A 25,423-nucleotide genomic window follows, 5' to 3' on the forward strand; every position below is an offset into this window, starting at 1 on the left:
GGCGGCCCCACACGGAACCGCCCGATGATTACTTGCGAAATATCGAATTTTCGCCGGTCTTAACTTTCGACCGGGAACCGCATGGTGACGAATTCCTCAGCCGCCGATGGATGCACGGCAACGGTCTGGTCAAACTGGGCTTTGGTCGCGCCCATACGGACCGCGATGCCGATACCCTGAATGATTTCTGCGGCATCCGGGCCAACCATGTGTGCGCCAAGCACGACATCGGTGGTTTTATCGACAATCAGCTTCATCAGCGTTTTTTCATCGCGCCCCGAAAGGGTGTGGCGCATTGGCTTAAACGTGGATTTGTAAATCAGCACGTCGCCGCCCTTGGCGCGCGCTTCTTCTTCGGACAGGCCGACAGTGCCGACAGGTGGTTGGCTAAACACCGCAGTCGGGATGGCTTCATAGCCCATCGACCATGGCTTACCGCCAAAGACGGTATCGGCAAAGGCCATGCCTTCTTTGATCGCGACCGGGGTCAGTTGGATATGATCGCGGACATCGCCAACGGCATAAATGTTGGGCACGCTGGTTTGCAGCCCTTGATTGGTGATGATCGCACTGTTGTCTTTAAGCTCGACACCGACTTGTTCAAGCCCCATGCCATGGGTTTTGGGCTGCCGGCCGGTGGCGAACATGATGGCATCAACGGTTTGATGTCCGCCCCCGGTTAATGTCAGAGACAGCGATCCGTCATCGTTCTTTTCAATCGCGGTGACGTTGCTGTGCAGTTTAAGGTCGATGCCCTTTTTAACGATTTCCTCGGCCAGATGGTCGCGGACATCGTGATCAAACCCGCGCAGGATTTGATCACCACGGTAATATTGCGTGACCTTTGAGCCAAGCCCGGCAAAGATGCCGGCAAATTCCACCGCGATATAGCCGCCGCCGACCACCGCAATGCGTTCTGGCAGGTCTTCAAGGTGGAAGGCCTCATTTGACGAAATCGCGTGTTCGATGCCCGGAATATCAGGCAACGTTGGCGTGCCCCCCACCGCAATCAGGATGCGGTCGGCGGTGACTTCTTTGTCACCGACTTTGATGGTGTGGGCGTCTTTGAGGACCGCACGGCTTTCGAACAGTTCGATGTTCGATCCGGCCAGAAGCTTTTTATAAATGCCATTCAGACGGTCAATTTCCTTGTCCTTATTGGCAATCAATGTCTTCCAGCTAAAGCTGGCCTCGCCCGGCAGGGTCCAGCCATAGGACGCGGCATCTTCGAAATCCTCGGCAAAATGTGCGCCGTAGACCAGCAGCTTTTTGGGGACACACCCGCGAATGACGCAGGTGCCGCCAACGCGGCTTTCCTCGGCGATGGCGACCTTGGCCCCATAGCCAGACGCCACACGTGCCGCGCGCACACCGCCCGATCCGGCACCAATAACAAACAAGTCAAAATCATAGTCCGACATGCGGAAATCCTTATTTTCGATCTATTCGTGACATGGCGCCAAATGTAGGCAGATAATCCCAAGAGTCGAGGGATAATCAGGGATTGTTGCCGTAAAATTCCCGTGACCACGGGCCATAAGTCCGGCAATCCCCGCAAAATCAAAACATGTGACCAAACGCGACTTCAAAATCATGCCAACCAACCATGGCATTTCAAAAGTTTTTTGCTATATCTTATGCAGACGCAATGGGGATTGCCGAAACGATACAGGATTACCTTTATGAGTGATCATATGCACGCTCACGATGCGTCTTTTGATAACAGCCCAAGCTTTGTGGATGAGCGTGGCGGGAATACCGCCCTTGTCTGCTATGGCTTGATGATTGCAACGTTATTCACAGCGTTTGCGACCGGGTTGATTGCCCTGATTGTGGCTTATATCGCCCGCGAAGATGACAATCACTGGACCAACAGCCATTACACATTCCTGATCAGAACGTTTTGGATCAGCATCCTTTACACGATCATTGTCGGGTTCTTTAGCTTTGTCATCGGCTGGATCCCCCTTATCGGCTGGGCAGTTGTGAGCCTGATGGTCCTATTTACCACCGCATGGTTTGTTGGCCGCAACGTCATTGGACTTTTGCGCGCCCTTGCGGGACGCCCGATTGATAATCCGCGCAGCTGGTTGTTTGGCTAAGCCCAACACGGGTTCAGAATTACCGTTTTGACGCAATAAACGGGTGCAATCGGCTTTGTCTGATTGCACCCGACTCCTTGGACCGTTAAAGTCCCCGATCAGGGAAAACATAACGACACGGACAGGGGTAGCACCGCCATGACATTGGCGCCGCAGGCACCAGATGCAAAAATGCGCTGGGAAGATCTTCTTTCATCGCATCGGCTGGAATTTAAAGATGGCAAAATCCGCACCCCGGATGGCGCGCCCTTTCCCACACCCGATGGCCGCAGCCCGTTTCAGATCGATGTCGATCGCATCATTTTTTCATCCTCGTTCCGGCGGTTGCAAAATAAAACGCAGGTCCATCCGTTATCGGAAAATGACCATGTCCATACCCGCCTGACCCACACGATCGAAGTTGGGTCGGTTGGACAGTCGCTTGGTCTTATGGCGGGGGCGCATATCGTCAAACACCTGCCCAAAGACAGCGACACCACGGTCGCCGATATCGGCTATATGGTGCAAGCCGCGTGCCTGGCACACGATATTGGCAACCCACCCTTCGGGCATTCCGGCGAAGATGCGATCAATGAATGGTTCACCACATCGCGCCTTGCCAAGGATGAACTGACATCGCGTCTTTCGGGGCCGGAACTTGAAGACCTGCGCCATTTCGAAGGCAATGCGCAGGGCCTTCGGATTATCAGCCAGCTTGAAATGAAGCGGTTTGACGGTGGGTTGAACCTGACCTATGGCACGCTTGGCAGTTTCATCAAATATCCGCGCAGCACGTCCGTCCCCGATAGCCGTCGGCGCGAATATACCGGGCTTAAAAAGCCGGGCTATTACCAATCTGAACGTGACATCGCCTTTGCAATTGCCAAGGTGTGCGGTCTTAGCCCGCTTGACGGGTTTGATGGGGCGTGGCGGCGCCATCCGCTGGTGTATCTGGTCGAGGCGGCCGATGACATTTGCTATTCCGTGGTTGATTTGGAAGATGGCTGGGAATTGGGCTGTGTGACATTTGACGAGGTTGAACGCGCCTTGGCCCCGATTGCCCGCCACCCGGATAAATATGATGGCGATGCAGATCAGCGCTGGAACGATTTGCGCGCGGAAGCTTGGTATGCGGAAAAATCAGAAGATGACCGGATCGGGTTCTTGCGCGGTAAAGCCATTGGCAATCTGGTTAAGGCCGCGGTGGATGCGTTTATCGCCAATGAAGATGCGCTTTTGACCGGCACGCTCGAAGGCGACTTGCTGGCCAATACCCCGCTTGGCGCCGATGCCAAGGCCTGCAAGAAACTTGCGGTCGAGAAAATCTATAACGCGCCGCATGTCCTGCCGATTGAGATGGCCGGGTTTGAGGTGATTAATGGCCTGCTCAATAGCTTTGTCCGCGCGGCGATTGATATTGACGAACATATCAACCACGGCAAGCGCCTGCCGCCGCAGGCGGATCGAATTGATAAGCTGCTATCGGGCAAGATTTCAGATGCGCCGAACCTTTATAGCCGCCTGATGCGGGTGATGGATTACATTTCCGGCATGACGGATCGCTATGCGGTCACGCTGTTTCGGAAGCTTCAGGGCATTACAATATAAACGCAAAAAACCCGGCCACATCAGGCCGGGTTTTTTATTGGATATATTCCACTATCAAATGATGTAGTGAATGCCGCATTCGGTTTTGTCCTGCCCGGCCCAACGTCCGGCGCGGACATCGGTTGTGCCCGGATCGACCCGATCGGTACAGGGCATGCAGCCAATGGACAGGAACCCATCAGCCTGAAGCGGATGGCGTGGCAAGGCGCGATGTTCGAAAATATCGTCGATATCTTCGCGTTTGTAGCCCGCCAGCGGATTGATCTTGATCCGCGTGCCTGCCTGCTCGATGGCGGACAACACGTCCCGTTCGCCGCCATGGAAACGCTTACGCCCGGTCAACCATGCGTCATAGCCTTCTAGTGCGCGTTGAAGCGGTTCAACCTTGCGCAAATAGCAGCATTTCGCGACGTCAGAAGCAAACAACATCCCGTCGGGATCGTCGGCTTTAAGCTTTTGCTCGTCCGGGCGCATGATGCGGATGTTGGTCAGGCCAAGCTGATCGACCAATTGTTCGCGGTATGTGTGGGTTTCGCCAAACAATTTGCGGGTATCAAGAAAAATGATCGGCAGATTGGCGTCCACCTCCGCCACCAAGGCCAGCAAGGCGGCTGCCTCTGTACCAAAGGATGAGGTCATGGTGATCTTGCCGTTGAATTCTTCGTGCACCATCGGTTCGATCAGCGACACACCCTGAAGATGGCCGTATTTATCCAGCAACCGGGCGGTGCGGTCCGCGGCCTCGTCAACTGACATGGAGCCGCCGGTGACGATGTCTTCTTCGCGCATGATACTCATGGCAGCCACCCCCGTTGATCGATGTATTCATCGGTTTTGCGCAACAAGGTTGGCATATCGGCCCCGTCGGCCTTCCATTTTTCGCGCTGATGGGACAACTCGCGCAGGCGCTGATCCCAGCCGGGGACCAACCATTTTTCAATCGCACGCCGAATACGTCCGGCAAGCCGCGGGCTATGCCCGTTGGTTGAAACCGTGATCATAAGATCACCGCGTTGCACCCGTGCGGGAGAGAAAAAGTCGCAATATTCTTTGACGTCTTCGACATTGGCAATCGTGCCAACCGCCTTGGCCATGGCGGCCAGTTCGGCGGCCTTGTCATGTTCAATCCCGACGATAAACAGGATGGAGGCCGCGTTGATGTCGGTTGAATTTGGCAAATACGGTTTCAGCCGATCCCCGGCCTGTTGGGCCAGTTCGGGTATTGGGTTATCTGAATAGACAGTGACGTAGCGCGCCCCATCACCGTCAAGCTGGTGCAACCGGTTCAGCGTGGGCTGATCGTTGCCGACCAAAGCGACCGAAAGCCGCGACAGGTCCAGATTGATGGGAAACATCGTCGATCCTCAATATGGTTTTCTACTTGTTGTCCATAACAATGAGTGTGGTAGCGCATAAATTCAATACATTTTTTATGTGTTTTATAATTATACAACATTTTTTTAAGTGTTTAATTTACGCAAACAGAACTGATTTATTGGTGATCTAGAAGCGATAAAATAATCGTATCGCTGTGCATGCATTTTGCGGCAATTCGCCCTATATTGGGCGAAATCGCGTCTTGCGCCCCAAGGACCACGCGCTAAAGACGGGTTAAACACGGGCTAAAGACATGCGCAGCAGACCACCCGATTGCGCCACCGACATAACTTGACGAGAGAACCATCCATGCAAAGCGGTACGTCCACCCCCCTGTCAGATACGGCGGCGCAAATCCCCGGCATGCCCAGTGTTGCGCATAAGAATGTCGCGATCTGGCTGTTTTGCTGTGCGGCGATGGTGTTTATCATGGTGGTGATTGGTGGCCTGACACGGCTGACCGAGTCGGGTCTTTCGATTGTTGATTGGCGCCCCTTTACCGGGATTATCCCGCCTTTGACCGATGCGGATTGGGCCACCCTTTATGCCAAATACAGCCAGTATCCAGAGTTCCAAAAAGTGAATGCCTGGATGTCGGTTGATGATTTTAAAAACATCTTCTGGCTGGAATTTATTCACAGGCTTTGGGGCCGGTTAATCGGCGTCGCCTTTTTCATTCCGTTTGTGTGGTTTCTGGCCAAAAAATCGATTGATGGCGCGACCAAATGGAAATTGTGGGGATTGTTCATCCTTGGCGGTTTGCAGGGGTTGATGGGCTGGTACATGGTGATGAGCGGTCTGGTCGACCGCCCCGATGTCAGCCAATACCGCCTGACGGCGCATTTTGGCTTGGCACTGGTGATTTTCATTGCCCTGTTGTGGGTTGGATTTAACCAATATGCCCCGCGCAGTACCAAAACCAACGGATCAAAACGCGCAATGCAATTGCTATGTCTGATCGTATTTACCGCCCTTTCGGGTGGCTTTGTTGCCGGCCTTGACGCCGGGTATGCCTTTAACACCTTCCCGCTGATGGATGGGCAACTGATCCCCGATGGGCTTTATGTCTTTGACCCAACATGGCTGGCGCCGTTTGAAGATCACATGACCGTGCAGTGGGATCATCGCTGGCTTGCAAAGCTGACCTTTGTCTTGGTGCTGGTGTTCTGGTGGCGGGCCGGAAAATGGGACCTGTCGCCCGATCAGCGCTTTGCAACGCATCTGGTGTTGGCGGCGGCCTGCCTTCAAGTCGCCCTTGGCATTTCAACCTTATTGTCGGTGATCTGGTTGCCGCTTGGGGTGGCCCATCAAGCCGGTGCGGTGCTTCTGGTCGGCATGACAACCTATGCGGCGTATAAGCTTCGCCACGTTTCATGATGCTTTGAATATTCACACCGCAACAAAAAAGGGCAGCGTATAGCTGCCCTTTTTTAATGAATGATGACCTTGCAGGGTCAGGCATCTTCGCGATGCAGCGCCTTTTTGATCCGGCGCATCGATATCCAGATTGCCGCCAGCACCACCGGCACGGCGATCCCGGTTGCCATCCGATCATGGATCGGCAGGCCAGCGTCCTTTAGGGCCTTGAACAAATATCCCAAAAGCCCGACCGCGTAATAGGTGATCGCGGCCACAGACAAGCCTTCGACAGTTTGTTGCAAGCGCAGTTGCAATTTCACCCGGCGGTCCATGCTGGCCAGAAGGTCGCGGTTTTGCGCCTCTAGCAAAATATCAACGCGCGTACGCAGCAGGTTGTTGGCGCGCGCCACGCGTTTTGACAAAACTTCTAATCGATCACCGATATTTTGACAGGTGCGCATGGCCGGGGCCAATCGACGTTCCATAAATTCGGTGATGGTTTGCAGGCCCTCGACCCGTTCTTCGCGAAGTTCAATCAGGCGGGCCTGCACAATCCGGTAATAGGCGCGTGCGGCACTGAACCGATAATTCAGCGATGCGGCCATTTCTTCGGTTTGGGCGGCAAGGTCGGTCAGTTTGGACAGGGTTTCTTCGTCGTTATTTTGGGTTTTGCTGGCCATTTCGGCGGTAATTTCCGACAGGCGCGTGTCAATTTCAGATACCTTGGGCGTTGCGTCATGGGCCAGCGGAAAGGCCAAAAGCGCCATCATGCGATAAACTTCAATTTCTTTAAGCCGCTGCACCAGTCGCCCGGTTTGTAGTTGTTCCATCCCCTGATCACGGATCAGGATACGGCCAAAGCCATCGCCATGCAGGCGAAAGTCGGTCCAGACTTTGGCGGTTCCGCCCAAAACACGGCTGCCGGTCAGGCCGTTATGATCAAACAGGCGCGAAATTTCTTCTTCGTTGCGTCCGGTTTTTTCGACCGCAATGTGCAAACCGACAATTAACTGCCCCGGCGTTTCAGACAGCCAGTCTTGCGGGATCAAATTAATCACCGGGTCTTTGAACGGGTCATCAAATTCCGCGGATCGTTTGAAAACATAGACGGTAAATTCCGCGTGGCGTTCCCAAATAACGGTGAACCCGTCACAGGTGGCTTCGTAATATTTTTGGTCTGAAGCCGGGGGTGTCAGGCTGTAGCGGTGACAAAAAGACAGAAAGTGATCGCGCACGTCCTGATCCAAGTCTTCGCCCGCGTGAAAGGCAATGCAGGAGCACCGCGCCGGGCTTGAAACCCCGCCAAATGGGCGGGCGTGAATTTCATTATGCAGTGCGACGCGCTGGGGATGTTCAACAAACATTGCCACGGGCTTTCATAATTGGCCATTGCGGTCTATATAAACCATTCGGGCCTTGAGGATATCCTCCGCCCGAACAAACATATGTGCAGAAGAACGTCGAAGGCATCAGAAACCTAAATTGACTAAGAAAAACACCTTTAGTGCTTAACTCAAAACCACAAAGTAATTACCAAAACTTACTTAGTCTTGCCTGCTAGCAGGCAACGCCAATAAGGATTTTGGTATTATCCTCATTGCGACCATCCAACTCTGGAAGCCTCTTGAGTGGTTGGGTGCATCCTCGGGGTTTTATGTACTCAACTGCGATATCTTCGGCGACTTCTAGGTCCATGGGCTGACCGTCTTCTCGCTCAATCACAATTAAATAAGGCTGGCTAAACAAAACGATATACGTATCCAATACATACGTAATTCCGTCTCTGCTGATATCAGCATGGTTCTCTTCAACCAAAACGACTTTCCCTGCGTGGGCGGTAGTTGAGATAAAAAGCCCCATAAAAAATATAAACTTAATAACATTGTTCATGGTTTGACTTTCCTGAAATTTTTTCTAGTCGGATGATCGATGTCGTCGAACAGAACAGTTTTATTTGGCGCTCATCCCTTCGCCTACAGAACCACATAAATTTCATTTATCGGATAACGCACTGGGGAGCATGACAAACACTTCCAAGGGCTTTCATAATTGGCCATTGCGGTCTATATAAAACACTCGGATGACGGTTTTGGAACGTGTTTCAAACCGTAACCCGACATACCCTGTATAGACGAAAGTCAAAGGTGGCAGAAACCCCAGAATGCATAAGGGTAAATACTGTCACAGATGCTTTTATAATATGGGGAAAATCATTTGCCCGGCCAACGTATCGACGGCCCCAAGGAGGTTTCATGACCGATCTTCGCACCACCGACAATCTGTTTTTCGCCAATGGTGATCTTGATCGCGAACGGCTTGAAAATCAGGTCAATGACGCGCTTGGCGCTGCAGAAGACGGGGAACTGTTTTTGGAATACCGCCAGTCGGAAAGCCTGGTTTGGGACGACGGGCGTCTGCGCAGTGCCAATTTTGATACCGCACAGGGATTTGGCCTGCGTGCGGTTGCCGACGAAGCCACCGCATTTTCCCATTCAAACGAACTGTCCAACGATGCAGTCGCGCGTGCGGCCGAAACCGTTAAAGCGGTTGGACAAGGGCGGTCTGGCAAGGTCGATCTTGGATCGATTGGCACCAACATTTCGCTTTATTCCGATGTGAACCCGCTGGGCGAAACCACGTTTGAAGCCAAAGTTGATCTTTTGGCGCAAATTGATGCCTATGCCCGGTCGCGTGATCCCCGCGTTTCGCAGGTTTCCGCATCAATTTCCGGTAACTGGCAGGCGGTGCAAATCTGGCGTTCGGGTGGGCAGCGCATTGGCGACATTCGCCCGTTGGTTCGGTTTAATGTTTCGGTCGTTGTCAAACAGGGCGACCGCATGGAAACCGGATCGCACGGCGAAGGCGGGCGAATTGGCTATGACGGGTTCTTTGATGAAAAAACCTGGAAATCAGCCGTCGACGAAGCATTGCGCCAAGCGGTTGTGAACCTTGATTCCGTTGCGGCACCGGCCGGTGAAATGACCGTGGTGCTTGGCCCGGGCTGGCCAGGTATTTTGCTGCACGAAGCGATTGGTCACGGGCTTGAAGGTGACTTTAACCGTAAGGGCACATCGGCCTTTGCCGGGCTTTTGGGCCAGCGCATTGCATCGCCGGGTGTCACGGTTGTTGATGACGGGACGATCCATGATCGCCGTGGGTCGCTTTCGATTGATGACGAAGGCACCCCGACCCAGCAAACGGTTTTGATTGAGGATGGTATCCTTAAGGGCTTTATGCAGGACCGATTGAACGCGCGTTTAACCGGGGTGAAATCCACCGGTAATGGCCGCCGCCAATCTTATGCCCATGCCCCGATGCCGCGCATGACCAACACCTATATGCATGGCGGGGATAAAGACCCGGCAGAAATTCTGGCTTCGGTTAAGAACGGGATTTATGCGGTGAACTTTGGCGGTGGTCAGGTTGACATCACATCGGGCAAATTCGTGTTTTCCGCATCAGAAGCCTATTTGATCGAAGACGGCAAACTTGGTGCCCCGGTCAAGGGGGCGACCCTGATCGGGAATGGCCCTGACAGCCTGACCAAGGTTTCAATGGTTGGTAACGACATGAAACTTGATAACGGCATTGGCACGTGCGGCAAGGACGGACAAGGCGTTCCAGTCGGTGTTGGTCAGCCAACCCTTCGCATCGATGGCCTAACAGTTGGCGGGACGGCGGTATAAGCCGTCCACGTAACCCAAGCGGGATATCAGTGATTTTCGTTTTGAGCGGGCGCATGGTTTAAACTGTGCGCCCGATTTCTTTGCCCGCGCCAATGCATGAAAGTAGCTTGCAAAGCAGATGAAATCCCAACAGTCTGTCATCAGTCAAATCTATTAGGCGCCGACAACATCGATCTATCAACGCCTCAACGCATCATAAGCACCAAAGAGACCGTGATGAATTTCTCGTCTGATAATGTTTCACCGATCTGTCCGGAAATCCTTGCGGCGATTGCTGCGGAAAGTGAAAGTTCGGCCCTGCCCTATGGTGCGGATGATCAAAGTCAGAAACTTGATGCGGCGTTTTCCAAGCTTTTTGGCACTGACGTTGTCGTGGTGCCGGTGGCGACTGGCACGGCGGCCAATCTGGTCGGGCTTTCGGGGTTGGTATCGCCGTTTGGCGGGGTTGTTTGCCACCATCACGCCCATATCAACATGACGGAATCGACCGGCGTTGCCTTTTATGGCGGCGGGGCGAAGCTTATGGGGATTGATGGCCCGTCGGCCAAGATCGAGGCCGAAACACTTGATACGTTTTTAACTGCCCACAGCCCCAACGGCATGCATTCGGTCGACCCTGAATGTGTTGCCATCACCCAATCGACGGAATTTGGCACGGTTTACAGCGTTGATGAAGTGCGCGCGATTGGCGATGTGTGTCAAAAGCATAACATGCGGCTGTTTATGGATGGGGCGCGGTTTGCCAATGCGGTTGCCGCCCTTGACTGTCACCCCGCCGACATCACGTGGAAGGCCGGGGTCGATGTTTTGAGTTTCGGGGCGACGAAAAACGGCGCCTTGGCGGTGGATGCGATTATCCTGTTCGATCCCAAATTACGTCGTCACACCGAGAAAAGCCGCAAGCGCGGCGGGCATCTTTTTTCCAAGCATCGCTACCTTGCCGCACAGCTTTTGGCCTATGTGCAAGATGACCTTTGGCTGCGCAATGCACGCCACGCCAATCAAGCGGCCTTTGCCTTAATGGAAAGCCTGCAAACACTTGGTTCGCGGGCGGCCTTTCCGCCCCAAGGCAATGAGCTGTTTATGCATATGCCCGATACGCTTGCCCAGAAGCTTCGCGATGCGGGACTGGTGTTTCGCCCATGGGCATCAATCGGCCCGGATGCCTATCGGTTTGTTTGCGCGTGGAATAGCCCGGTCGATCAAATTCGTGGCTTGGCCAAAACCATCGGCGGTTAGGCCACCCTATTCTAATCCTGCCTTTCCGTCCTAAACCATTCCTCTGAGATGGCGCTGTTTGACGCGACGTTTCTGTCCGCCATTGCCTTTGTCGGCGGTTGCGTGTGATAAACGTTGCCCTGTTAAGCATGTGCTTCGCACCTGCTTTTTGCCCCAAATCCATGCGAGAGATCCGATGAATTTTGCGTCTGACAATGTGTCACCCTTTTGCCCCGAAATCCTTGAAGCCTTGGCCAATGAGGGCAAAAGCAGCGCGCCGGCCTATGGCGGAGATGATATCAGCACGCAACTTGATGCGGCATTTTCCAAGCTGTTCGAAACCGATGTTGCGGTTATTCCAGTAGCAACCGGAACAGCAGCCAACTGCATTAGCCTGTCAGCACTTGTATCGCCCTATGGCGGCGTTGTGTGCCATCACGAAGCGCATATCAATGAAGATGAAAGCACAGGCGTTGCCTTTTTCACCGGCGGTGCCAAGCTTTTGCCAATGGAGGGGCCGACGGCAAAGCTTGAGGCCGATGAGCTTAATCAGTTTGTCGCAGAGCAAGCCAATCGCGGCATTCATTCGGTCGCCCCGGAATGTGTAGCGATTACCCAAGCAACCGAACTGGGCACGGTTTATTCCGTTGAGGAAGTCAACGCGATTGCCGAGGTTTGCCGCAAACACGACCTGAAACTGTTTATGGACGGCGCGCGGTTTGCCAATGCGGTTGCGCATTTGGGCTGCACGCCAGCCGACATCACCTGGAAAGCAGGCGTTGATATCCTTAGCTTTGGCGCGACCAAAAATGGCGCGATGGCCGTGGACGCGATTGTTCTGTTTGATCCGGCCCTTAAAACCCGCATCGAACAGGCACGCAAACGCAGCGGGCATCTGCATTCCAAGCATCGCTATTTGGCGACGCAACTTTTGGCCTATGTGCAAAACGATGTGTGGCTGAAAAATGCCGGGCATGCCAACGAAGCCGCGACGGTTCTTGCCGATCTTTTGTGCCAGCATGGCGCACACCTTGCCCACCCAGCAGAGGGCAATGAATTGTTCGTCAATCTTGACCTTGGCGTTGCCGATAAATTGCGTGCGGCAGGCGTTCAATTCCATCCATGGCCGTCGCTTGGCGCGAACGTTTATCGCTTTGTCGCGGCATGGAATACCGACATCGCGCAAATCCAAGGCCTTAATGAACGCCTAGATTGATTTTGGCTTTTCGGGCGGGGAAATATTGAAACGAATCATTAAAATTCAAGGGGATACTAAATGCTCAAAACAGCATATTCCCGACACAATATTCGTTTTCCCTGCCCGAGCCCTGAAAAAAATGCACCCCTCCCATACCTGAATGTGAGGGTGATTTTCATAAAAATAACAGACACTTGACATAAATTCATCAATCTTGGGACGAGACGCCTATACGTAAAACCACGCAGGAAGCGTTGACGATACCTAGAAACCCTGATTATTTTCCCTCGTCGATTGCCAACATAAAGTTTTGTTGGATCGGGTAACCCCGTCCGTTCCAATGCGCAAGCCAGCAAGCATGACTTTCAAGAAGATCATGTTGCTTGGGTCATTGTGTGCGGACCAGCCTTGAGGGAGGCATTTAATGAAAGCGAATTTCGTCAAAGTGGCGCTTGGTGCAGGCCTGCTTGCAGCCACGGCACTCGCTGCTCCGACCGCCGCTTCGGCAAAAACCTTGGTTTATTGCTCGGAAGGAAGCCCAGAAGGCTTTAACCCGTCGCTTTACACCTCGGGTACGACCTTTGATGCGAGCTCCAGAAACGTCTTCAATCGTCTTGTCGAATTCAAACGCGGCACCACGACGATCATTCCAGGTCTGGCAACCAGCTGGGATGTATCGGCAGACGGTCTGGAATATACCTTCAAACTGCGTGAAGGCGTTAAGTTCCACACCACCAAAGATTTCACCCCGACCCGTGATTTCAATGCGGATGACGTGATTTTCACGTTCAAACGCCAGTGGGATAAAAACCATCCCTATCATGGTGTGTCAGGCGGGTCTTACGAATACTTCAACTCAATGTCGATGCCTGATCTGATCAAGGACATTGTCAAAGTTGATGATTACACCGTCAAATTTGTTCTGAACCGTCCAGAAGCTCCGTTCATTGCCAACATGGCGATGGATTTCGCATCTGTTCTGTCGGCTGAATATGCTGACAAAATGATGGAAGCTGGTACGCCAGAAACGGTTGACCTTAACCCGGTCGGCACCGGTCCGTTCCAGATGGTTCAGTATCAAAAAGATGCGGTTATCCGTTACAAAGCGTTCCCAGAATACTGGAAAGGCAAAGCGGCAATCGACAACCTGATCTTTGCCATTACGCCTGATAGCACCGTGCGTTATCAGAAGCTTAAAGCTGGCGAATGCCATGTCATGCCGTATCCGAACCCGGCCGATCTGACCGCGATGGAAGCAGATGCTGACATCAACCTGATGAGCCAGGAAGGTCTGAACGTTGGTTATCTGGGTTATAACACCCAGAAAGAACCGTTCACCGATGCGAAAGTGCGTAAAGCACTGAACATGGCAATCAACAAAGACGCCATCATCGAAGGTGTGTATCAGGGTGCTGGTTCGCCTGCGAAAAACCCGATCCCGCCAACGATCTGGTCGTACAACAACGACATCGTTGATGATAAGTACGATCCGGAAGCCGCCAAAGCCATGTTGGCAGAAGCTGGTTACCCGGATGGGTTCAAAACCGATATCTGGGCCATGCCGGTTCAGCGTCCGTACAACCCGAATGCCCGCCGTATGGCCGAGCTTATTCAGGCTGACTGGGCGAAAGTCGGTGTTGACGCTGAAATCGTATCCTACGAATGGGGCGAATACCTTGAGCGCACCAAAAAAGGTGAACAGGGTACCTTCATGCTCGGTTGGACCGGCGATAACGGCGACCCCGATAACTTCCTGGCCGTTTTGCTTGGCTGTGATGCCGTTGGCAGCTCGAACCGTGCACAGTGGTGTGACGAAGAGTTCAACAACCTGATCCAGCAGGCAAAAACCACTTCGGACGTTCTTGAGCGTACCCGTCTGTACGAAGAAGCACAGGTTGTCTTCAAACGTGAAGCACCTTGGGCAACCATCGCACACTCGGTCGTTTTCGAACCGCTGCGTAAAGAAGTTGTCGACTACAAGATCGATCCGTTCGGTGGTCACATCTTCTATGGCGTTGACCTCGAAGATTAAGACTATTCAACACCTTGCCGAAGAGGCCCGGTTTTCCGGGCCTCTTTGCAATTCCGCAAAACAGAGAGAGACGTCCGGCCGCACGTTTAACGTGGTTGGATATAATAAAGGCCCGATGGCATGCTAGGTTTCTTTATGCGCCGTTTGGGTGACGTCATCCCGACATTCTTTGGCGTTACCATTCTGGTGTTTCTAATGATCCACCTGATCCCGAGCGACCCGATCCAGATGATGGCCGGCGAGCGCGGTGTTGATCCGGAACGTTATGCTGAACTTCAAAAAGAATACGGCTTTGATCAGCCGCTTGTTGTTCAGTACTTCAATTATCTTGGCGGCGTTTTGCAGGGCGATTTGGGTAAATCCTTCGTCACGAAACGTCCGGTAATCGAAGAGTTCGCAACACTGTTCCCCGCCACCATTGAACTGAGCGTGATGGGGATATTATTTGCCGTCATAATCGGTCTGCCTCTTGGGGTTATTGCCGCCATATATAGGGGAAAGTGGCTTGATCACTTAACCATGAGCGTCTCGTTGACCGGCTATTCGATGCCGATCTTCTGGTGGGCGCTTTTGCTGATCATGTTCTTTTCGACGACCCTTGGCTGGACCCCGGTATCGGGACGTTTGTCGGTCTTTTATTATATCGAACCCACCACCGGCTTCATGTTGATCGATACGTTGATGAGCGATGAAAAAGGCGCTTTCATCAGTGCGCTAAGCCACCTTATCCTGCCAACCATTGCATTGGGGACGATCCCGATGGCGGTGATTGCGCGCATGACGCGGTCTTCAATGCTGGAGGTTTTGGGCGAAGAATATATCCGCGTCGCACGTGCCAAGGGACTTTCCCCCATGCGGGTGATCATGGTCCATGCACTTCGCAATGCATTGATCCCGGTGATTACGGTCATCGGCCTTCAGGTCGGTGTGCTGTTTGCCGGTGCGATCCTGACCGAGACCATTTTCTCATGGCCGGGCATTGGCAAATGGATTGTCGAGGCACTGAACCGACGCGATTACCCCACCATTCAAGGCGGCATTTTGATGATTGCCTTTGTGGTGATGGGCGTAAACCTGCTTGTTGATCTGATGTATGGGGTGATCAATCCCCGCATCCGGTACAAACGTTAAGGGGCACGGGAAATGACAAGTCAAAACACACCGTCAACCGCGCCGGAAGATGCAATCGACGAAACCATGGGCAAGCCACCAAGCCCGTTCATGGAAACATGGAACTATTTCCGTAAAAACCGCGGCGCATATGTCGGGTTGATCGTCATTGCGATCATCCTGTTTGTTGCCGCCTTTGCGGACGTGATTTCACCATACGATCCGATCCTGCAGGACCGTACGGCATTCTTGAAACCGCCGATCTGGATGGATGGGGCCGATCCCCGGTATATCCTTGGCACCGATGCGGTCGGCCGCGATATTTTGTCGCGCCTGATCCATGGCGCGCAGCTTTCGGTTTCCATTGGTGTATTCGTTGTGATCGCATCAATGATCGCAGGCATCATGCTGGGCGTTACGGCCGGGTATTTCCGCGGTTGGATCGAAGTTGGCATCATGCGCCTGATGGATACCATGCTGGCCCTGCCGAGCCTGATCATGGCGATGGCGATTGTCGCGATCCTCGGCCCGGGGCTTGAAAACGCCATGCTGGCGATCGCGATTGTGCAGCTTCCCCACTATGTGCGTTTGTCGCGCGCATCCGTGGTGACTGAGCTTAACAAAGAATATGTCATTGCATCGCAGATCGCCGGTGCGGGTCATATGCGCCAGATGTTCATCAACATCCTGCCAAACTGCATGGCGCCGCTGATTGTTCAGGGTACTCTTGGTATTTCCAGCGCCATTCTCGATGCTGCGGCCCTTGGCTTCCTTGGCCTTGGTGCACAGCCGCCGCTGCCTGAATGGGGAACGATGCTGGCCGAAGCCCGCGAATTTGTTGGCTCTGCCTGGTGGGTAATCACCTTCCCCGGTCTTTGCATCCTCGTCACCGTGCTTGCCTTTAACCTGATGGGTGATGGTTTGCGCGATGCCCTTGATCCCAAAATGAAGCGGTAAGTCATGGCTCTTCTCGAAGTTAAAAACCTAACAGTCGAGTTCGGCTCCGAAGATAAGCCGTTTCGTGCTGTTGATTCCGTCAGTTACTCGGTCGATCGCGGCGAAGTTCTTGGCATCGTTGGTGAATCGGGTTCTGGTAAATCCGTTTCATCGCTTGCGATCATGGGGTTGATTGATTTCCCCGGGCGCGTCACCGCCGACAGCCTGACCTTTGATGGTCAGGACCTGTTGACGATGGCGCCGAGCAAGCGTCGTGCGATTACCGGCAAAGACATCGCCATGATTTTTCAGGATCCGATGTCGGCCCTTAATCCGTGCTTTACGGTCGAAGCCCAAATCATGGAGGCCCTTAAGGTCCATGAAGGGGGCAGCAAAAAGCAACGGCGTGAACGCACCCTTGATCTTATTAATCAGGTGGGTATTCCCGATCCGAAGTCGCGTATGACGGCCTATCCTCATCAGCTTTCGGGTGGGATGAGCCAGCGTGTTGTGATTGCAATGGCGATTGCCTGTCAGCCGCGTCTTTTGATTGCCGATGAGCCGACCACCGCGTTGGATGTGACCATTCAGGCCCAGATCATCGACCTGCTTTTGAAATTGCAGGAAGACAGTGACATGGGGCTTTTGTTGATCACCCACGATTTGGCACTGGTGTCCGAGGCCGCCAACCGCATTCAGGTCATGTATGCCGGTCAGCTGTTTGAAAGTGGCCCGGCCGACAGCATCTTTACCGCACCACGCCATCCTTATACGCAGGCGTTGCTTGAAGCATTGCCGGAACGTTCGGTCGGTCGTGACCGGCTGAGCACCATTCCCGGGGTGGTTCCGGGGCAGTATGACCGTCCCAAGGGCTGCTTGCTGGCCCCGCGGTGCCGTTATGCCAATGATCACTGCGTCGCGTCGCAGCCAGAGGTCACCGACTTTAACGGGCGTGACGTGCGGTGTTTCTATCCGCTTGATGACCAAGGGCTGCCAACAGGCCAAACAAACAGCCAGAATGTCGGGGAGACCGTATAATGAGCTTTCTCGATAGCAAACCCGGCGTTCCATTGCTGGAATCCGATGACCTTGTACGTCACTACGAAGTTAATCGTGGGCTGGGTAAACCCAACGCGACGGTTAAGGCGCTTGATGGTGTTTCCTTTACGCTTGAAAGCAAGAAAACCTTGGCGGTTGTTGGGGAATCAGGCTGTGGTAAATCGACACTTGGCCGTCAATTGACCCTGATTGAAAAGCCAAGTGCCGGTCAGCTTAAAATCAATGGCGATGCGGTTGGTGATCTTTCAGACAAAGACGCCAAGATGTTCCGCCGCACGGTTCAGATGATTTTCCAGAACCCGTATGGGTCGCTGAATCCGCGCAAAAAAGTCGGTCAGATCCTGGGCGAGCCTGTGCTGCTGAACATGGATCACCTTGGCCGCAAGGAACGCGAAGAACGCGTGCGTGACACCATGGCCAAAGTTGGCCTGCGTCCTGAGTTTTATAACCGTTATCCGCATATGTTTTCCGGTGGTCAGCGCCAGCGTATTTCAATTGCGCGTGCGCTGATCTTGGAACCGAAAGTCATCGTAGCGGATGAACCGGTTTCGGCCCTTGACGTTTCGGTTCAGGCACAGGTCCTTAACCTGATGATGGACCTGCAAGAAGAGATGAATGTCGCCTATGTCTTCATCTCGCACGATCTTTCGGTCGTGCGCCATATTGCAGATGACGTCATGGTGATGTATCTCGGGCGCGTCGCGGAAAAAGGCCCGACCGAGGAAATCTTTGCCAAGCCATTGCACCCGTATACGCGGGCACTTTTGGCATCGGCCCCAAAGATCGACCCGACACATCGTGTGAAGTCAGAACCCCTTACGGGTGAGCTGCCGTCGCCGATCAATCCGCCTTCGGGCTGTGCGTTTCATAAACGCTGCCCATTCGCGACCGAGGAATGTGCAAAAGTTCGCCCGGAACTGCGCATGTTCGAAGGCCGCGAAGTGGCGTGTCATCGGGTCGAAGAAATCGCCTGACAACAGGTGATCACCCGGAAACCCAAAAGGTTTCCGGGGAGACAAGGGAGCAAAGGGGCGCGCTGTAAAAAGCTGCGCCCCTGCGCATTTCAGAACCATATTTGCGTTCCCACGAGGAATTGTGGCGCGCAATAACTCCGCCACGATAAGCAAAGACCAAGTGACGCGGCCAAGCCAACGCATTACGCGACCAGTCACTCTCCGCGCTCAACCTGCCCGCAGGTCTGCCCAATGCCCTGCAAAACCGGTCGCCCTTTTTGTCAGGCCTTTGCCGACAAGGCACACAGGAAAGCTCCTATTTTCTTGCATATGAGGTCTGCCCTGTCGGATGCATTTTAGTGTTTTCTTAGGCTGCATCTTGGGCCATATATCCTGTGCAACGAGCTTAAAAATAAAACAAACGCAGAGGATTACATGTTTCTTATCTGGCGAGGATGGGGCATTTTGGCGCCCTTTGCCGCATTTATTGGTGCGCTGATTGCCATGTTCATTTTTGAACTGGTTGAACAGTTCGTTCCCCGGGTAATGTTGACCCCCGTGGTCATGCTTGGCGCGACGCTGGCGGTATTTTTGACCGCACACTTGTTGGAACGTACCGACAAGGGACGCGAATTGCTGGATGAAAAAACCGGCCAAACCGTCGTGCTTAAGCGCGGCGACAGCATCTTCTTCATCAAGGTGCGCTACTGGGCATACATCTTTGCGATTATCACGCTGATTATGTTTGTGGTCAGTCTGACAAGCGTGTTTGGCGGCGGCGCGTAAACCGCCCTTAAAACAAGTATTCAAAACGGGCTGCCTGCTTGGGCAGCCCGTTTTCATTTGTAGTCCATGCGCTCATGACACCCCCGACCTTAATCGCGGGTCAATGCTGCAATCATATCGGACGCGGCGGGCCATTTGGCGGTCAATGCTGCGCGCGTGCCCATCGAAAAATCAGCAAAGTCAAAGCCCGGCGCCACCGTGCAGCCCAAAAGGGCAAACTTTCCGCCCGGTTTCAGGCGTGCGCCCTGCCAGACATTTTTGGGGACAATCATTTGCGGTGTTTGCCCCGCCAGCAGGTCCTTGCCGATTTCGACATGCTTGTGTGTGCCGTCTTCAAACAGCTGCAATTGCTCCACCGGGTCGCCAAGATAATGGTGGAAAATCTCGTCACTGGTCAGGATGTGCATGCCCGAAAAGGTATCAGGGGTCAGCAAATAATAAATCGCCGTACCAGTACTGCGCACCCCCAGATACCGGTTGCCCGGATTGCAGGTTTCAAATGCGCGGAATGTTTCAGCGTAGTAGCCGCCTTCGGGATGGGGTTGCAGGCCAAGTTTTTCGATCAGGTCGTCAATCTTGATGGCATCTGACATGGCGGGCTTCCCTGTGATTACGGCGTTTATATCCATCATCATGACGAAAAAAGGGGGAAGGCGCAAACCTTCCCCCGAATAGTCCAAAGCAATTTCAAGACGCCATCCACAAGATGGCTGCCTGCGATATAAACCGCTTAGTTGGCCATCTTGCTGTGGTCCATGTCGCCATGATCCATTTTACCATGGTCCATGTTGCCGTGATCCATATCGCCCATGCCAGCCGGACCTTTGGACTTCGGATCAAGCACATGGATCATGACCGGCACGTCACCAGCTTTTTCGAACTCCAGCGTCACATTGACCATTTCGCCTTCTTCAAGCGGCTTTTTCAGGCCGATCAGCATGACGTGGTAGCTGCCCGGTTTGAACATGACATTGCCATGCATCGGCACTTCAACACCGCCTTCGACTTCGCGCATTTTCATCACGTTGTCTTTCATGATGTGGGTGTGAAGTTCGGTTTTGTCGGCAAGGTCGCTGCGCACGCCAACGATGCGATCCGCATCACCGTGGTTTTCGACTTTAAAGAACGCCGCACCGTTGCGGACCTGTCCGATGGAGGCCTTGGTCCAGGCGTCTTTCACTTCGATATCCGCAGCAAAGGCGCTGGTGGCAACGAAAAGCGATGCGATGGTGGCAAAAACGGCAAACAATTTTTTCATAACATTTCATCCTGTTAACGGCGTGCACTGGCACCGCCGTGATTTCGATAGTCAGTTGGAAGTCAGATCGGAAATCAGATGAAAGATGGCGGTGCGCGCGAATGACGAATGCGCGGAATGTCATGCCCCGCCGCAACACCCACCGCATGGGCATAATCGACATTATGGGGAACGGAAACAGGCGCCACATAAGGCGCATCAATATCGACCACCGCCCCATGGTGGGTCGCGCAAAGCGAACAGAACCCATGCCCCGCAGATTGTGCGGGTATATCAGGCGTGTCAGTGCCGCCATCAAGCGAGACGGCCTTAATACCCGTCCCAGTACAGATCAGAATAACGTTGCTGCCCGGTGTGGCCTGCGCGCCAGAAATGCCGTCAAACTGCCCGTTTAAAAGGGCGGGGACAAAGCCCGATTGGGTGATTCCCGCAAGCAGGATGACAACCGCCATGGCCCATGTTTGAACAACACGGGCAACAGAAAAGCCAAAACGGCGATATGGGCGTTTGGTTGTATCCATAAACGTGATATGCCCGATTTGAGGCGTCGCTGCAATGACATTGATCATTGCCCCGCCTTAAGAATAACGTTCTTATTCTGATACTTGATCGTTAAAATTGGAGCGACGACAAGCTCTGTCAAACTGCCCCACCCTGCCTTGCCGGGTACCGACTGGGCGGACAGTTTTACGATCACCACATCCCAAACCGGGATCACGCCGGACATCGCCGCCCGCAAGATTATGGAATCGCGTCCCGGATGGGTCGTGCGCTTGATGCAGTTTCGCGATCTGGTCATGCGGCCTTTCGGGTTGAAATCGGGCATCAACGATCCGGACAATGCCGATATTATCGGAATTTTCCCAGTGATTTCGCGCAGCGATACATCGATTGTTCTGGGCTTGGACGACCGGCATCTTGATTTCCGCCTGATCATTGAAATCGAAGAAACCGCAACCAACCAAACCAAAATCAAGGCCACCACGGCGGTGAAACGTCACAACATGTTTGGCCGTGCGTATCTTGCGACGATCACGCCGTTTCATAATCGCATTGTCCCCGCGATGTTAAACGCGGCCTATTGTCCCTAAACCCACGCATGCAAAAGGCCGGGCTGAATGTGTCAGCCCGGCCTTTTATCATTTGGGGTATGGAAAAATGCGCCTAGATCATATCGCGCGCATTGACCAATTCATCAAACTTGTCCCCATCTAGGAAGCCAAGTGCGACGGTGGCTTCTTTTAGGCTGGAGCGATCTTTGTGGGCCTTTTTGGCGACCGCGGCGGCATTGTCATAGCCAATATGCGGGGCCAAGGCGGTGACCAGCATCAAGCTTTGTTCGACATAATGATCGATCTTTTCCTGATCGGCCTCTAGACCGGCAATGCAATTATCGGCGAAGCTGACCGAGGCATCGGCAATCAGGCGGATTGATTGCAGCAGGTTATAAATAATCACCGGCTTAAACACGTTTAGATCAAGGTGCCCGTTTGATCCTCCAACGGTAACGGCAACATGATTGCCCATCACCTGTGCGCAGACCATCGTAAGGGCCTCTGCCTGGGTTGGGTTAACCTTGCCCGGCATGATCGATGATCCGGGTTCATTCGCGGGCAAGACCAATTCGCCCAAGCCACACCGCGGCCCCGAACCCAGCAGGCGAATATCGTTGCCGATTTTCATCAGCGATGCGGCAAGAACGTTCATCACGCCCGACATTTCAACGCAGGCATCATGTGCAGCCAGGGCTTCGAATTTGTTTTCAGCAGTTTCGAACGTAAGGCCGGTGATTTTAGACGCCTGTTTGGCAAATTCGACATCAAAGCCCGATGGTGCATTCAACCCCGTCCCCAGCGCCGTTCCACCCTGGGCCAGTTTGCGCAGACGCTTAAGCGCATCGTCAATCCGGTCCAGCCCCAGTTCAATTTGCATGGCATAGCCGGAAAATTCCTGCCCCAAGGTTAGGGGGACGGCGTCCTGCATGTGCGTGCGGCCGATTTTAACCGTGTCTTCGAATGCTTTGACCTTGGCATCGAGGGTACTGCGAAGATGGTTTAAGGCAGGTTTGAGTTTTTCTTCGATTTCGACCACGGCGGCGATATGCATGGCGGTCGGGAAACTGTCATTGGACGACTGGCCGCGATTGACGTGATCATTGGGATGGACAGGATCACGCCGCCCCATCGGTTTGCCAAGAATTTCACACGCACGGTTAGCGATCACTTCGTTGGTGTTCATGTTGGTTTGGGTACCCGACCCGGTTTGCCATACCACCAACGGAAAATGATCAAGCAACTTACCATCGGCAACTTCGCCCGCCGCGGTTTCAATGGCCTCCGCCAAATCCGCATCGAGATTACCAAGGGCGAGGTTCGCACGCGCGGCCGCCAGTTTTTGAATACCAAACGCCTTAATTAGCGCATCTGGCATCCGGTCCCCGCCAATGCGGAAATTCTGGGTGGAACGTTGTGTTTGCGCGCCCCAATACCGGTCTGCGGGGACTTCAATCGGGCCCATGGTATCATTTTCGGTACGGGTATCTGGCTGTTTGGTCACAATAGAATTCCTCCGTGTCAGAAAGCAAACTGACCGGGATGGGGCACCCGGCGCGGCAAGCAATGAAGTGTTTCTGCGAAGGAATATGGTTCGAAAACCGCACGAGCGCAAATGCGATTGATATTAAATCGCAAAATAAATGAGCTGTTTCGGTTATTGACCCTGCGCCGTCATCAGCTTTATGCCCGCATCGCGCAGCTGGGATATGAAGTTTGCGGGCGGAAGAAGATCGGTGATGATCCCGGTCAGCGCATCAAGCGGTGCGATGCTTTCCAGCGCGCAGTGATCAAACTTGCTGTGATCGACCATCAACCATGTTGCATCCGCCCGTTCCATCATCGCACGTTTGACCGCAACCGCACGCCGGTTGGCGTCACTAAATCCATCGGACGCAATACCCGATGCACCGATAAAGGCGATGTTTGCATGAAACCGACGCAGGAAATCGATGGTATCACTGCCATAGACCGCATTTTCACGCGGATCAAATTGCCCCGGACACATCACCACATCATCGCGGTCAGACACATCGCCCATGCCCTGCACCACCGCATAGCAATTTGTGATCAATGTGCGCCGGATGCCGCCCAAGATAACGCCATTTAGGCCAAGATACGGGCCAAGCTGTGCGACGGTCGATCCCGCATCAATCATCACGACATCGCCGGGGTGAACCAAATCCGCCGCCAACCGACCGATATCGTTTACCCCCGGCACCGCACTTGATTGACGATCTGCCAGGTTGGGCTGCCCATCCATCGGGCGGGCCGATGCACCGCCAAATTCACGCGTAATCAGACCATTTGCACTTAGGGCATCAAGATCACGTCGGATCGTCTCGGTTGCGACATCGAATCGCTCGGCCAATGTGGCAACTCTCACATGGGGATGAAGGTTTAATTCCTGCAGGATGCTTTGCTGTCGTTGTTTTTTTCCAATCCGCAAAGCGGTGTCCCCGGCAAATACTGGCCTGATTAACGGCACAATCCCTAAGATGACCGCTATTTTACCAAGAGGAGCCGAAACCTTTTGTTACAGTTTTGTGTTGATTTCCAAACTTTTTCAAATTCATAATGTTGGCAAAACCAACAATAACAAAACCACAAAACCACAAAATCGCCGGGAAAACCCGGCTTTCACAGGGAAGAAAGGTCTAAGGATCGTGTTTTCGCATTCGAAAAAAATTGAAACATTGAAGTTTACCAGCCTGCTGGCAGCAATCGGCATGGTTGGCATGGCATCCGCCCCAGCAAAGGCCGCTGACGATTGCATTGCGCGCGGCGATCTTGACCAGATCTATTGCGACATGAACGGTGACCTTGTTGCCGATGCCCCGGCCGAAGATCAGCTGGTTGATCCCGATACACTTGTTTTTGCCTATACCCCGGTCGAAGACCCGGCGGTCTATGCCGATATCTGGGACCCGTTCCTTAAACATCTTGAAGAAGTGACCGGCAAAGACGTTCATTTCTTTGCGGTTCAGTCAAACTCCGCCGAAGTTGAAGCCATGCGTTCGGGCCGTCTGCATGTTGCAGGTTTCTCGACCGGGCCGACCCCGTTTGCAGTGAACCTTGCCGGTGCGGTTCCGTTTGCACTGATGGGCGGAGATGATGGTCGTTTTGGCTATACGCTTCAGCTTTATACCCGGACCGACAGCGGGATTAATACGGTTGCCGATCTGAAAGGCAAACGCGTTGCCCATACGTCGCCGACGTCAAACTCGGGCAACCTTGCACCGCGTGCCCTTCTTCCGGGTCAGGGCGTTGTGCCGGACGAAGATTACGAAGTTGTCTATTCCGGGTCGCACGATCAGTCGATCCTGGGCGTTGTTGCCGGTGACTATGACGCGGCCCCGGTCGCATCCGAGGTTGTTGACCGTATGGCGCAGCGCGATCTTTATGATCCGAGCGAAGTTAAGGTCATCTACGAAAGCAAGCCTTTCCCGACCACGTCGTTTAACTACGCCTATAACCTCAAACCTGAATTGGTTGAGAAAATCAAAGAAGCGTTCTTTACCTTTGATATGAAGGGCACGGCCCTTGGTGAAGAGTTTAAAGGTGTCTCGAAATTCATTCCGGTTACCTATCAGGATGACTGGGCTGTTATTCGTGAAATTCAGGCCGCCAACGGTGTCAAATACACCCCGGACAACCTGAAGTAATCCACACCATTCCCATCTTGACGACCAAGCGGGGCCCGATGATTT

The 25,423-nt window shown here is 53.4% G+C and carries 24 protein-coding genes; 14 read left to right on the forward strand and 10 right to left on the reverse strand.

Going from position 1 to position 25,423, the window contains the following annotated elements:
• Positions 1 to 59: 59 nt before the first annotated feature.
• A complete protein-coding gene (gene gor / locus HCZ99_RS07625; protein ID WP_167446351.1) occupies positions 60 to 1,421 on the reverse strand; it encodes a glutathione-disulfide reductase in 1,362 nt (453 codons plus the stop codon).
• A gap of 261 nt (positions 1,422 to 1,682) precedes the next feature.
• Here gor and HCZ99_RS07630 point away from each other — a divergent pair, with 261 nt between their 5' ends.
• Both HCZ99_RS07630 and HCZ99_RS07635 read left to right on the forward strand, forming a co-directional pair.
• Entirely contained in the window at positions 1,683 to 2,102 is a 420-nt protein-coding gene (locus tag HCZ99_RS07630; protein WP_167446352.1) for a DUF4870 family protein, read from the forward strand.
• Between the two features lie 138 nt (positions 2,103 to 2,240).
• A complete protein-coding gene (locus tag HCZ99_RS07635; protein WP_254869509.1) occupies positions 2,241 to 3,689 on the forward strand; it encodes a deoxyguanosinetriphosphate triphosphohydrolase in 1,449 nt (482 codons plus the stop codon).
• Positions 3,690 to 3,743: 54 nt separating this feature from the next.
• Here HCZ99_RS07635 and HCZ99_RS07640 read toward each other — a convergent pair whose 3' ends face one another.
• Together HCZ99_RS07640 and HCZ99_RS07645 are read right to left on the reverse strand one after the other, a co-directional pair.
• Complete coding sequence (locus tag HCZ99_RS07640) at positions 3,744 to 4,487, reverse strand: phosphoadenylyl-sulfate reductase (protein ID WP_167446353.1); 744 nt, start codon at positions 4,485 to 4,487, stop codon at positions 3,744 to 3,746.
• Positions 4,484 to 5,044 carry a precorrin-2 dehydrogenase/sirohydrochlorin ferrochelatase family protein gene (locus tag HCZ99_RS07645; protein WP_167446354.1) on the reverse strand — a complete coding sequence of 187 codons (561 nt, stop codon included), beginning with the start codon at positions 5,042 to 5,044 and terminating at the stop codon, positions 4,484 to 4,486. The genes HCZ99_RS07640 and HCZ99_RS07645 overlap by 4 nt, the downstream gene beginning before the upstream one ends.
• Before the next feature lie 331 nt (positions 5,045 to 5,375).
• Between HCZ99_RS07645 and HCZ99_RS07650 the strand changes: the two genes are divergently transcribed.
• Positions 5,376 to 6,443: a COX15/CtaA family protein gene (locus HCZ99_RS07650; protein ID WP_254869510.1), complete on the forward strand. Its 1,068-nt coding sequence runs from the start codon at positions 5,376 to 5,378 to the stop codon at positions 6,441 to 6,443.
• Between the two features lie 77 nt (positions 6,444 to 6,520).
• Here HCZ99_RS07650 and HCZ99_RS07655 read toward each other — a convergent pair whose 3' ends face one another.
• The gene (locus HCZ99_RS07655; RefSeq protein WP_167446803.1) at positions 6,521 to 7,789 is read right to left on the reverse strand and encodes a DUF3422 family protein; all 1,269 of its coding nucleotides are present in this window, start codon (positions 7,787 to 7,789) and stop codon (positions 6,521 to 6,523) included.
• A gap of 193 nt (positions 7,790 to 7,982) precedes the next feature.
• Positions 7,983 to 8,315: a hypothetical protein gene (locus HCZ99_RS07660; RefSeq protein WP_167446355.1), complete on the reverse strand. Its 333-nt coding sequence runs from the start codon at positions 8,313 to 8,315 to the stop codon at positions 7,983 to 7,985.
• Between the two features lie 362 nt (positions 8,316 to 8,677).
• Between HCZ99_RS07660 and tldD the strand changes: the two genes are divergently transcribed.
• The 9 genes from tldD (at position 8,678) to HCZ99_RS07705 (ending at position 19,403) form a co-directional block, all read left to right on the forward strand.
• On the forward strand, positions 8,678 to 10,111 hold the full coding sequence (tldD, locus tag HCZ99_RS07665) for a metalloprotease TldD (RefSeq protein WP_167446356.1): 1,434 nt from the start codon (positions 8,678 to 8,680) through the stop codon (positions 10,109 to 10,111).
• Between the two features lie 216 nt (positions 10,112 to 10,327).
• Entirely contained in the window at positions 10,328 to 11,350 is a 1,023-nt protein-coding gene (locus tag HCZ99_RS07670) for a threonine aldolase family protein (protein WP_167446357.1), read from the forward strand.
• A gap of 175 nt (positions 11,351 to 11,525) precedes the next feature.
• Positions 11,526 to 12,545 (forward strand): threonine aldolase family protein, encoded by a 1,020-nt coding sequence (locus tag HCZ99_RS07675; protein WP_167446358.1) that lies wholly within the window; start codon positions 11,526 to 11,528, stop codon positions 12,543 to 12,545.
• A gap of 406 nt (positions 12,546 to 12,951) precedes the next feature.
• Positions 12,952 to 14,559, forward strand: a complete 1,608-nt coding sequence (locus HCZ99_RS07680) for an ABC transporter substrate-binding protein (protein ID WP_167446359.1) — start codon at positions 12,952 to 12,954, stop codon at positions 14,557 to 14,559.
• Positions 14,560 to 14,679: 120 nt separating this feature from the next.
• Complete coding sequence (locus tag HCZ99_RS07685) at positions 14,680 to 15,690, forward strand: ABC transporter permease subunit (RefSeq protein ID WP_167446360.1); 1,011 nt, start codon at positions 14,680 to 14,682, stop codon at positions 15,688 to 15,690.
• Positions 15,691 to 15,702: 12 nt separating this feature from the next.
• Positions 15,703 to 16,626, forward strand: a complete 924-nt coding sequence (locus tag HCZ99_RS07690) for an ABC transporter permease subunit (RefSeq protein ID WP_167446361.1) — start codon at positions 15,703 to 15,705, stop codon at positions 16,624 to 16,626.
• A 3-nt stretch (positions 16,627 to 16,629) separates the two neighbouring features.
• On the forward strand, positions 16,630 to 17,643 hold the full coding sequence (gene dppD / locus HCZ99_RS07695) for a dipeptide ABC transporter ATP-binding protein (RefSeq protein ID WP_167446362.1): 1,014 nt from the start codon (positions 16,630 to 16,632) through the stop codon (positions 17,641 to 17,643).
• On the forward strand, positions 17,643 to 18,638 hold the full coding sequence (locus tag HCZ99_RS07700; RefSeq protein ID WP_167446363.1) for a peptide ABC transporter ATP-binding protein: 996 nt from the start codon (positions 17,643 to 17,645) through the stop codon (positions 18,636 to 18,638). The genes dppD and HCZ99_RS07700 overlap by 1 nt, the downstream gene beginning before the upstream one ends.
• Positions 18,639 to 19,052: 414 nt before the next feature.
• The gene (locus tag HCZ99_RS07705) at positions 19,053 to 19,403 is read left to right on the forward strand and encodes a hypothetical protein (RefSeq protein WP_167446364.1); all 351 of its coding nucleotides are present in this window, start codon (positions 19,053 to 19,055) and stop codon (positions 19,401 to 19,403) included.
• 89 nt (positions 19,404 to 19,492) lie between these two features.
• On the opposite strand, the gene HCZ99_RS07710 is transcribed toward HCZ99_RS07705, so the two are convergent.
• The 3 genes from HCZ99_RS07710 to HCZ99_RS07720 all read right to left on the reverse strand — a co-directional run bounded on the left by HCZ99_RS07710 (position 19,493) and on the right by HCZ99_RS07720 (position 21,230).
• Positions 19,493 to 19,996 carry a cupin domain-containing protein gene (locus tag HCZ99_RS07710; RefSeq protein ID WP_167446365.1) on the reverse strand — a complete coding sequence of 168 codons (504 nt, stop codon included), beginning with the start codon at positions 19,994 to 19,996 and terminating at the stop codon, positions 19,493 to 19,495.
• Between the two features lie 137 nt (positions 19,997 to 20,133).
• Positions 20,134 to 20,661, reverse strand: a complete 528-nt coding sequence (locus HCZ99_RS07715; RefSeq protein ID WP_167446366.1) for a copper chaperone PCu(A)C — start codon at positions 20,659 to 20,661, stop codon at positions 20,134 to 20,136.
• Positions 20,662 to 20,735: 74 nt separating this feature from the next.
• The gene (locus tag HCZ99_RS07720; RefSeq protein ID WP_167446367.1) at positions 20,736 to 21,230 is read right to left on the reverse strand and encodes a DUF2946 family protein; all 495 of its coding nucleotides are present in this window, start codon (positions 21,228 to 21,230) and stop codon (positions 20,736 to 20,738) included.
• 36 nt (positions 21,231 to 21,266) lie between these two features.
• Here HCZ99_RS07720 and HCZ99_RS07725 point away from each other — a divergent pair, with 36 nt between their 5' ends.
• Complete coding sequence (locus HCZ99_RS07725) at positions 21,267 to 21,752, forward strand: DUF2867 domain-containing protein (RefSeq protein WP_167446368.1); 486 nt, start codon at positions 21,267 to 21,269, stop codon at positions 21,750 to 21,752.
• 73 nt (positions 21,753 to 21,825) lie between these two features.
• On the opposite strand, the gene fumC is transcribed toward HCZ99_RS07725, so the two are convergent.
• Positions 21,826 to 23,217 carry a class II fumarate hydratase gene (fumC, locus tag HCZ99_RS07730; RefSeq protein ID WP_368484241.1) on the reverse strand — a complete coding sequence of 464 codons (1,392 nt, stop codon included), beginning with the start codon at positions 23,215 to 23,217 and terminating at the stop codon, positions 21,826 to 21,828.
• A gap of 153 nt (positions 23,218 to 23,370) precedes the next feature.
• On the reverse strand, positions 23,371 to 24,201 hold the full coding sequence (locus HCZ99_RS07735) for a DeoR/GlpR family DNA-binding transcription regulator (RefSeq protein WP_368484242.1): 831 nt from the start codon (positions 24,199 to 24,201) through the stop codon (positions 23,371 to 23,373).
• 208 nt (positions 24,202 to 24,409) lie between these two features.
• Here HCZ99_RS07735 and phnD point away from each other — a divergent pair, with 208 nt between their 5' ends.
• Entirely contained in the window at positions 24,410 to 25,378 is a 969-nt protein-coding gene (gene phnD, locus HCZ99_RS07740; protein WP_217701471.1) for a phosphate/phosphite/phosphonate ABC transporter substrate-binding protein, read from the forward strand.
• Positions 25,379 to 25,423 lie beyond the last annotated feature (45 nt).

The sequence above is a fragment of the Thalassospira lucentensis genome (assembly GCF_011806425.1).
Classification (GTDB): domain Bacteria; phylum Pseudomonadota; class Alphaproteobacteria; order Rhodospirillales; family Thalassospiraceae; genus Thalassospira; species Thalassospira lucentensis_B.

Coding starts and splice junctions, on each gene's coding strand:
- HCZ99_RS07640 (WP_167446353.1), bottom strand. CDS start 4,487: ATGAGTATCATGCGCGAAGAAGACATCGTCACCGGCGGCTCCATGTCA.
- HCZ99_RS07660 (WP_167446355.1), bottom strand. CDS start 8,315: ATGAACAATGTTATTAAGTTTATATTTTTTATGGGGCTTTTTATCTCA.
- gor (WP_167446351.1), bottom strand. CDS start 1,421: ATGTCGGACTATGATTTTGACTTGTTTGTTATTGGTGCCGGATCGGGC.
- dppD (WP_167446362.1), top strand. CDS start 16,630: ATGGCTCTTCTCGAAGTTAAAAACCTAACAGTCGAGTTCGGCTCCGAA.
- HCZ99_RS07720 (WP_167446367.1), bottom strand. CDS start 21,230: ATGATCAATGTCATTGCAGCGACGCCTCAAATCGGGCATATCACGTTT.
- HCZ99_RS07680 (WP_167446359.1), top strand. CDS start 12,952: ATGAAAGCGAATTTCGTCAAAGTGGCGCTTGGTGCAGGCCTGCTTGCA.
- tldD (WP_167446356.1), top strand. CDS start 8,678: ATGACCGATCTTCGCACCACCGACAATCTGTTTTTCGCCAATGGTGAT.
- HCZ99_RS07685 (WP_167446360.1), top strand. CDS start 14,680: ATGCTAGGTTTCTTTATGCGCCGTTTGGGTGACGTCATCCCGACATTC.
- HCZ99_RS07705 (WP_167446364.1), top strand. CDS start 19,053: ATGTTTCTTATCTGGCGAGGATGGGGCATTTTGGCGCCCTTTGCCGCA.
- HCZ99_RS07630 (WP_167446352.1), top strand. CDS start 1,683: ATGAGTGATCATATGCACGCTCACGATGCGTCTTTTGATAACAGCCCA.
- HCZ99_RS07675 (WP_167446358.1), top strand. CDS start 11,526: ATGAATTTTGCGTCTGACAATGTGTCACCCTTTTGCCCCGAAATCCTT.
- HCZ99_RS07635 (WP_254869509.1), top strand. CDS start 2,241: ATGACATTGGCGCCGCAGGCACCAGATGCAAAAATGCGCTGGGAAGAT.
- HCZ99_RS07710 (WP_167446365.1), bottom strand. CDS start 19,996: ATGTCAGATGCCATCAAGATTGACGACCTGATCGAAAAACTTGGCCTG.
- HCZ99_RS07645 (WP_167446354.1), bottom strand. CDS start 5,044: ATGTTTCCCATCAATCTGGACCTGTCGCGGCTTTCGGTCGCTTTGGTC.
- HCZ99_RS07715 (WP_167446366.1), bottom strand. CDS start 20,661: ATGAAAAAATTGTTTGCCGTTTTTGCCACCATCGCATCGCTTTTCGTT.
- HCZ99_RS07670 (WP_167446357.1), top strand. CDS start 10,328: ATGAATTTCTCGTCTGATAATGTTTCACCGATCTGTCCGGAAATCCTT.
- HCZ99_RS07650 (WP_254869510.1), top strand. CDS start 5,376: ATGCAAAGCGGTACGTCCACCCCCCTGTCAGATACGGCGGCGCAAATC.
- HCZ99_RS07690 (WP_167446361.1), top strand. CDS start 15,703: ATGACAAGTCAAAACACACCGTCAACCGCGCCGGAAGATGCAATCGAC.
- HCZ99_RS07655 (WP_167446803.1), bottom strand. CDS start 7,789: ATGTTTGTTGAACATCCCCAGCGCGTCGCACTGCATAATGAAATTCAC.
- HCZ99_RS07700 (WP_167446363.1), top strand. CDS start 17,643: ATGAGCTTTCTCGATAGCAAACCCGGCGTTCCATTGCTGGAATCCGAT.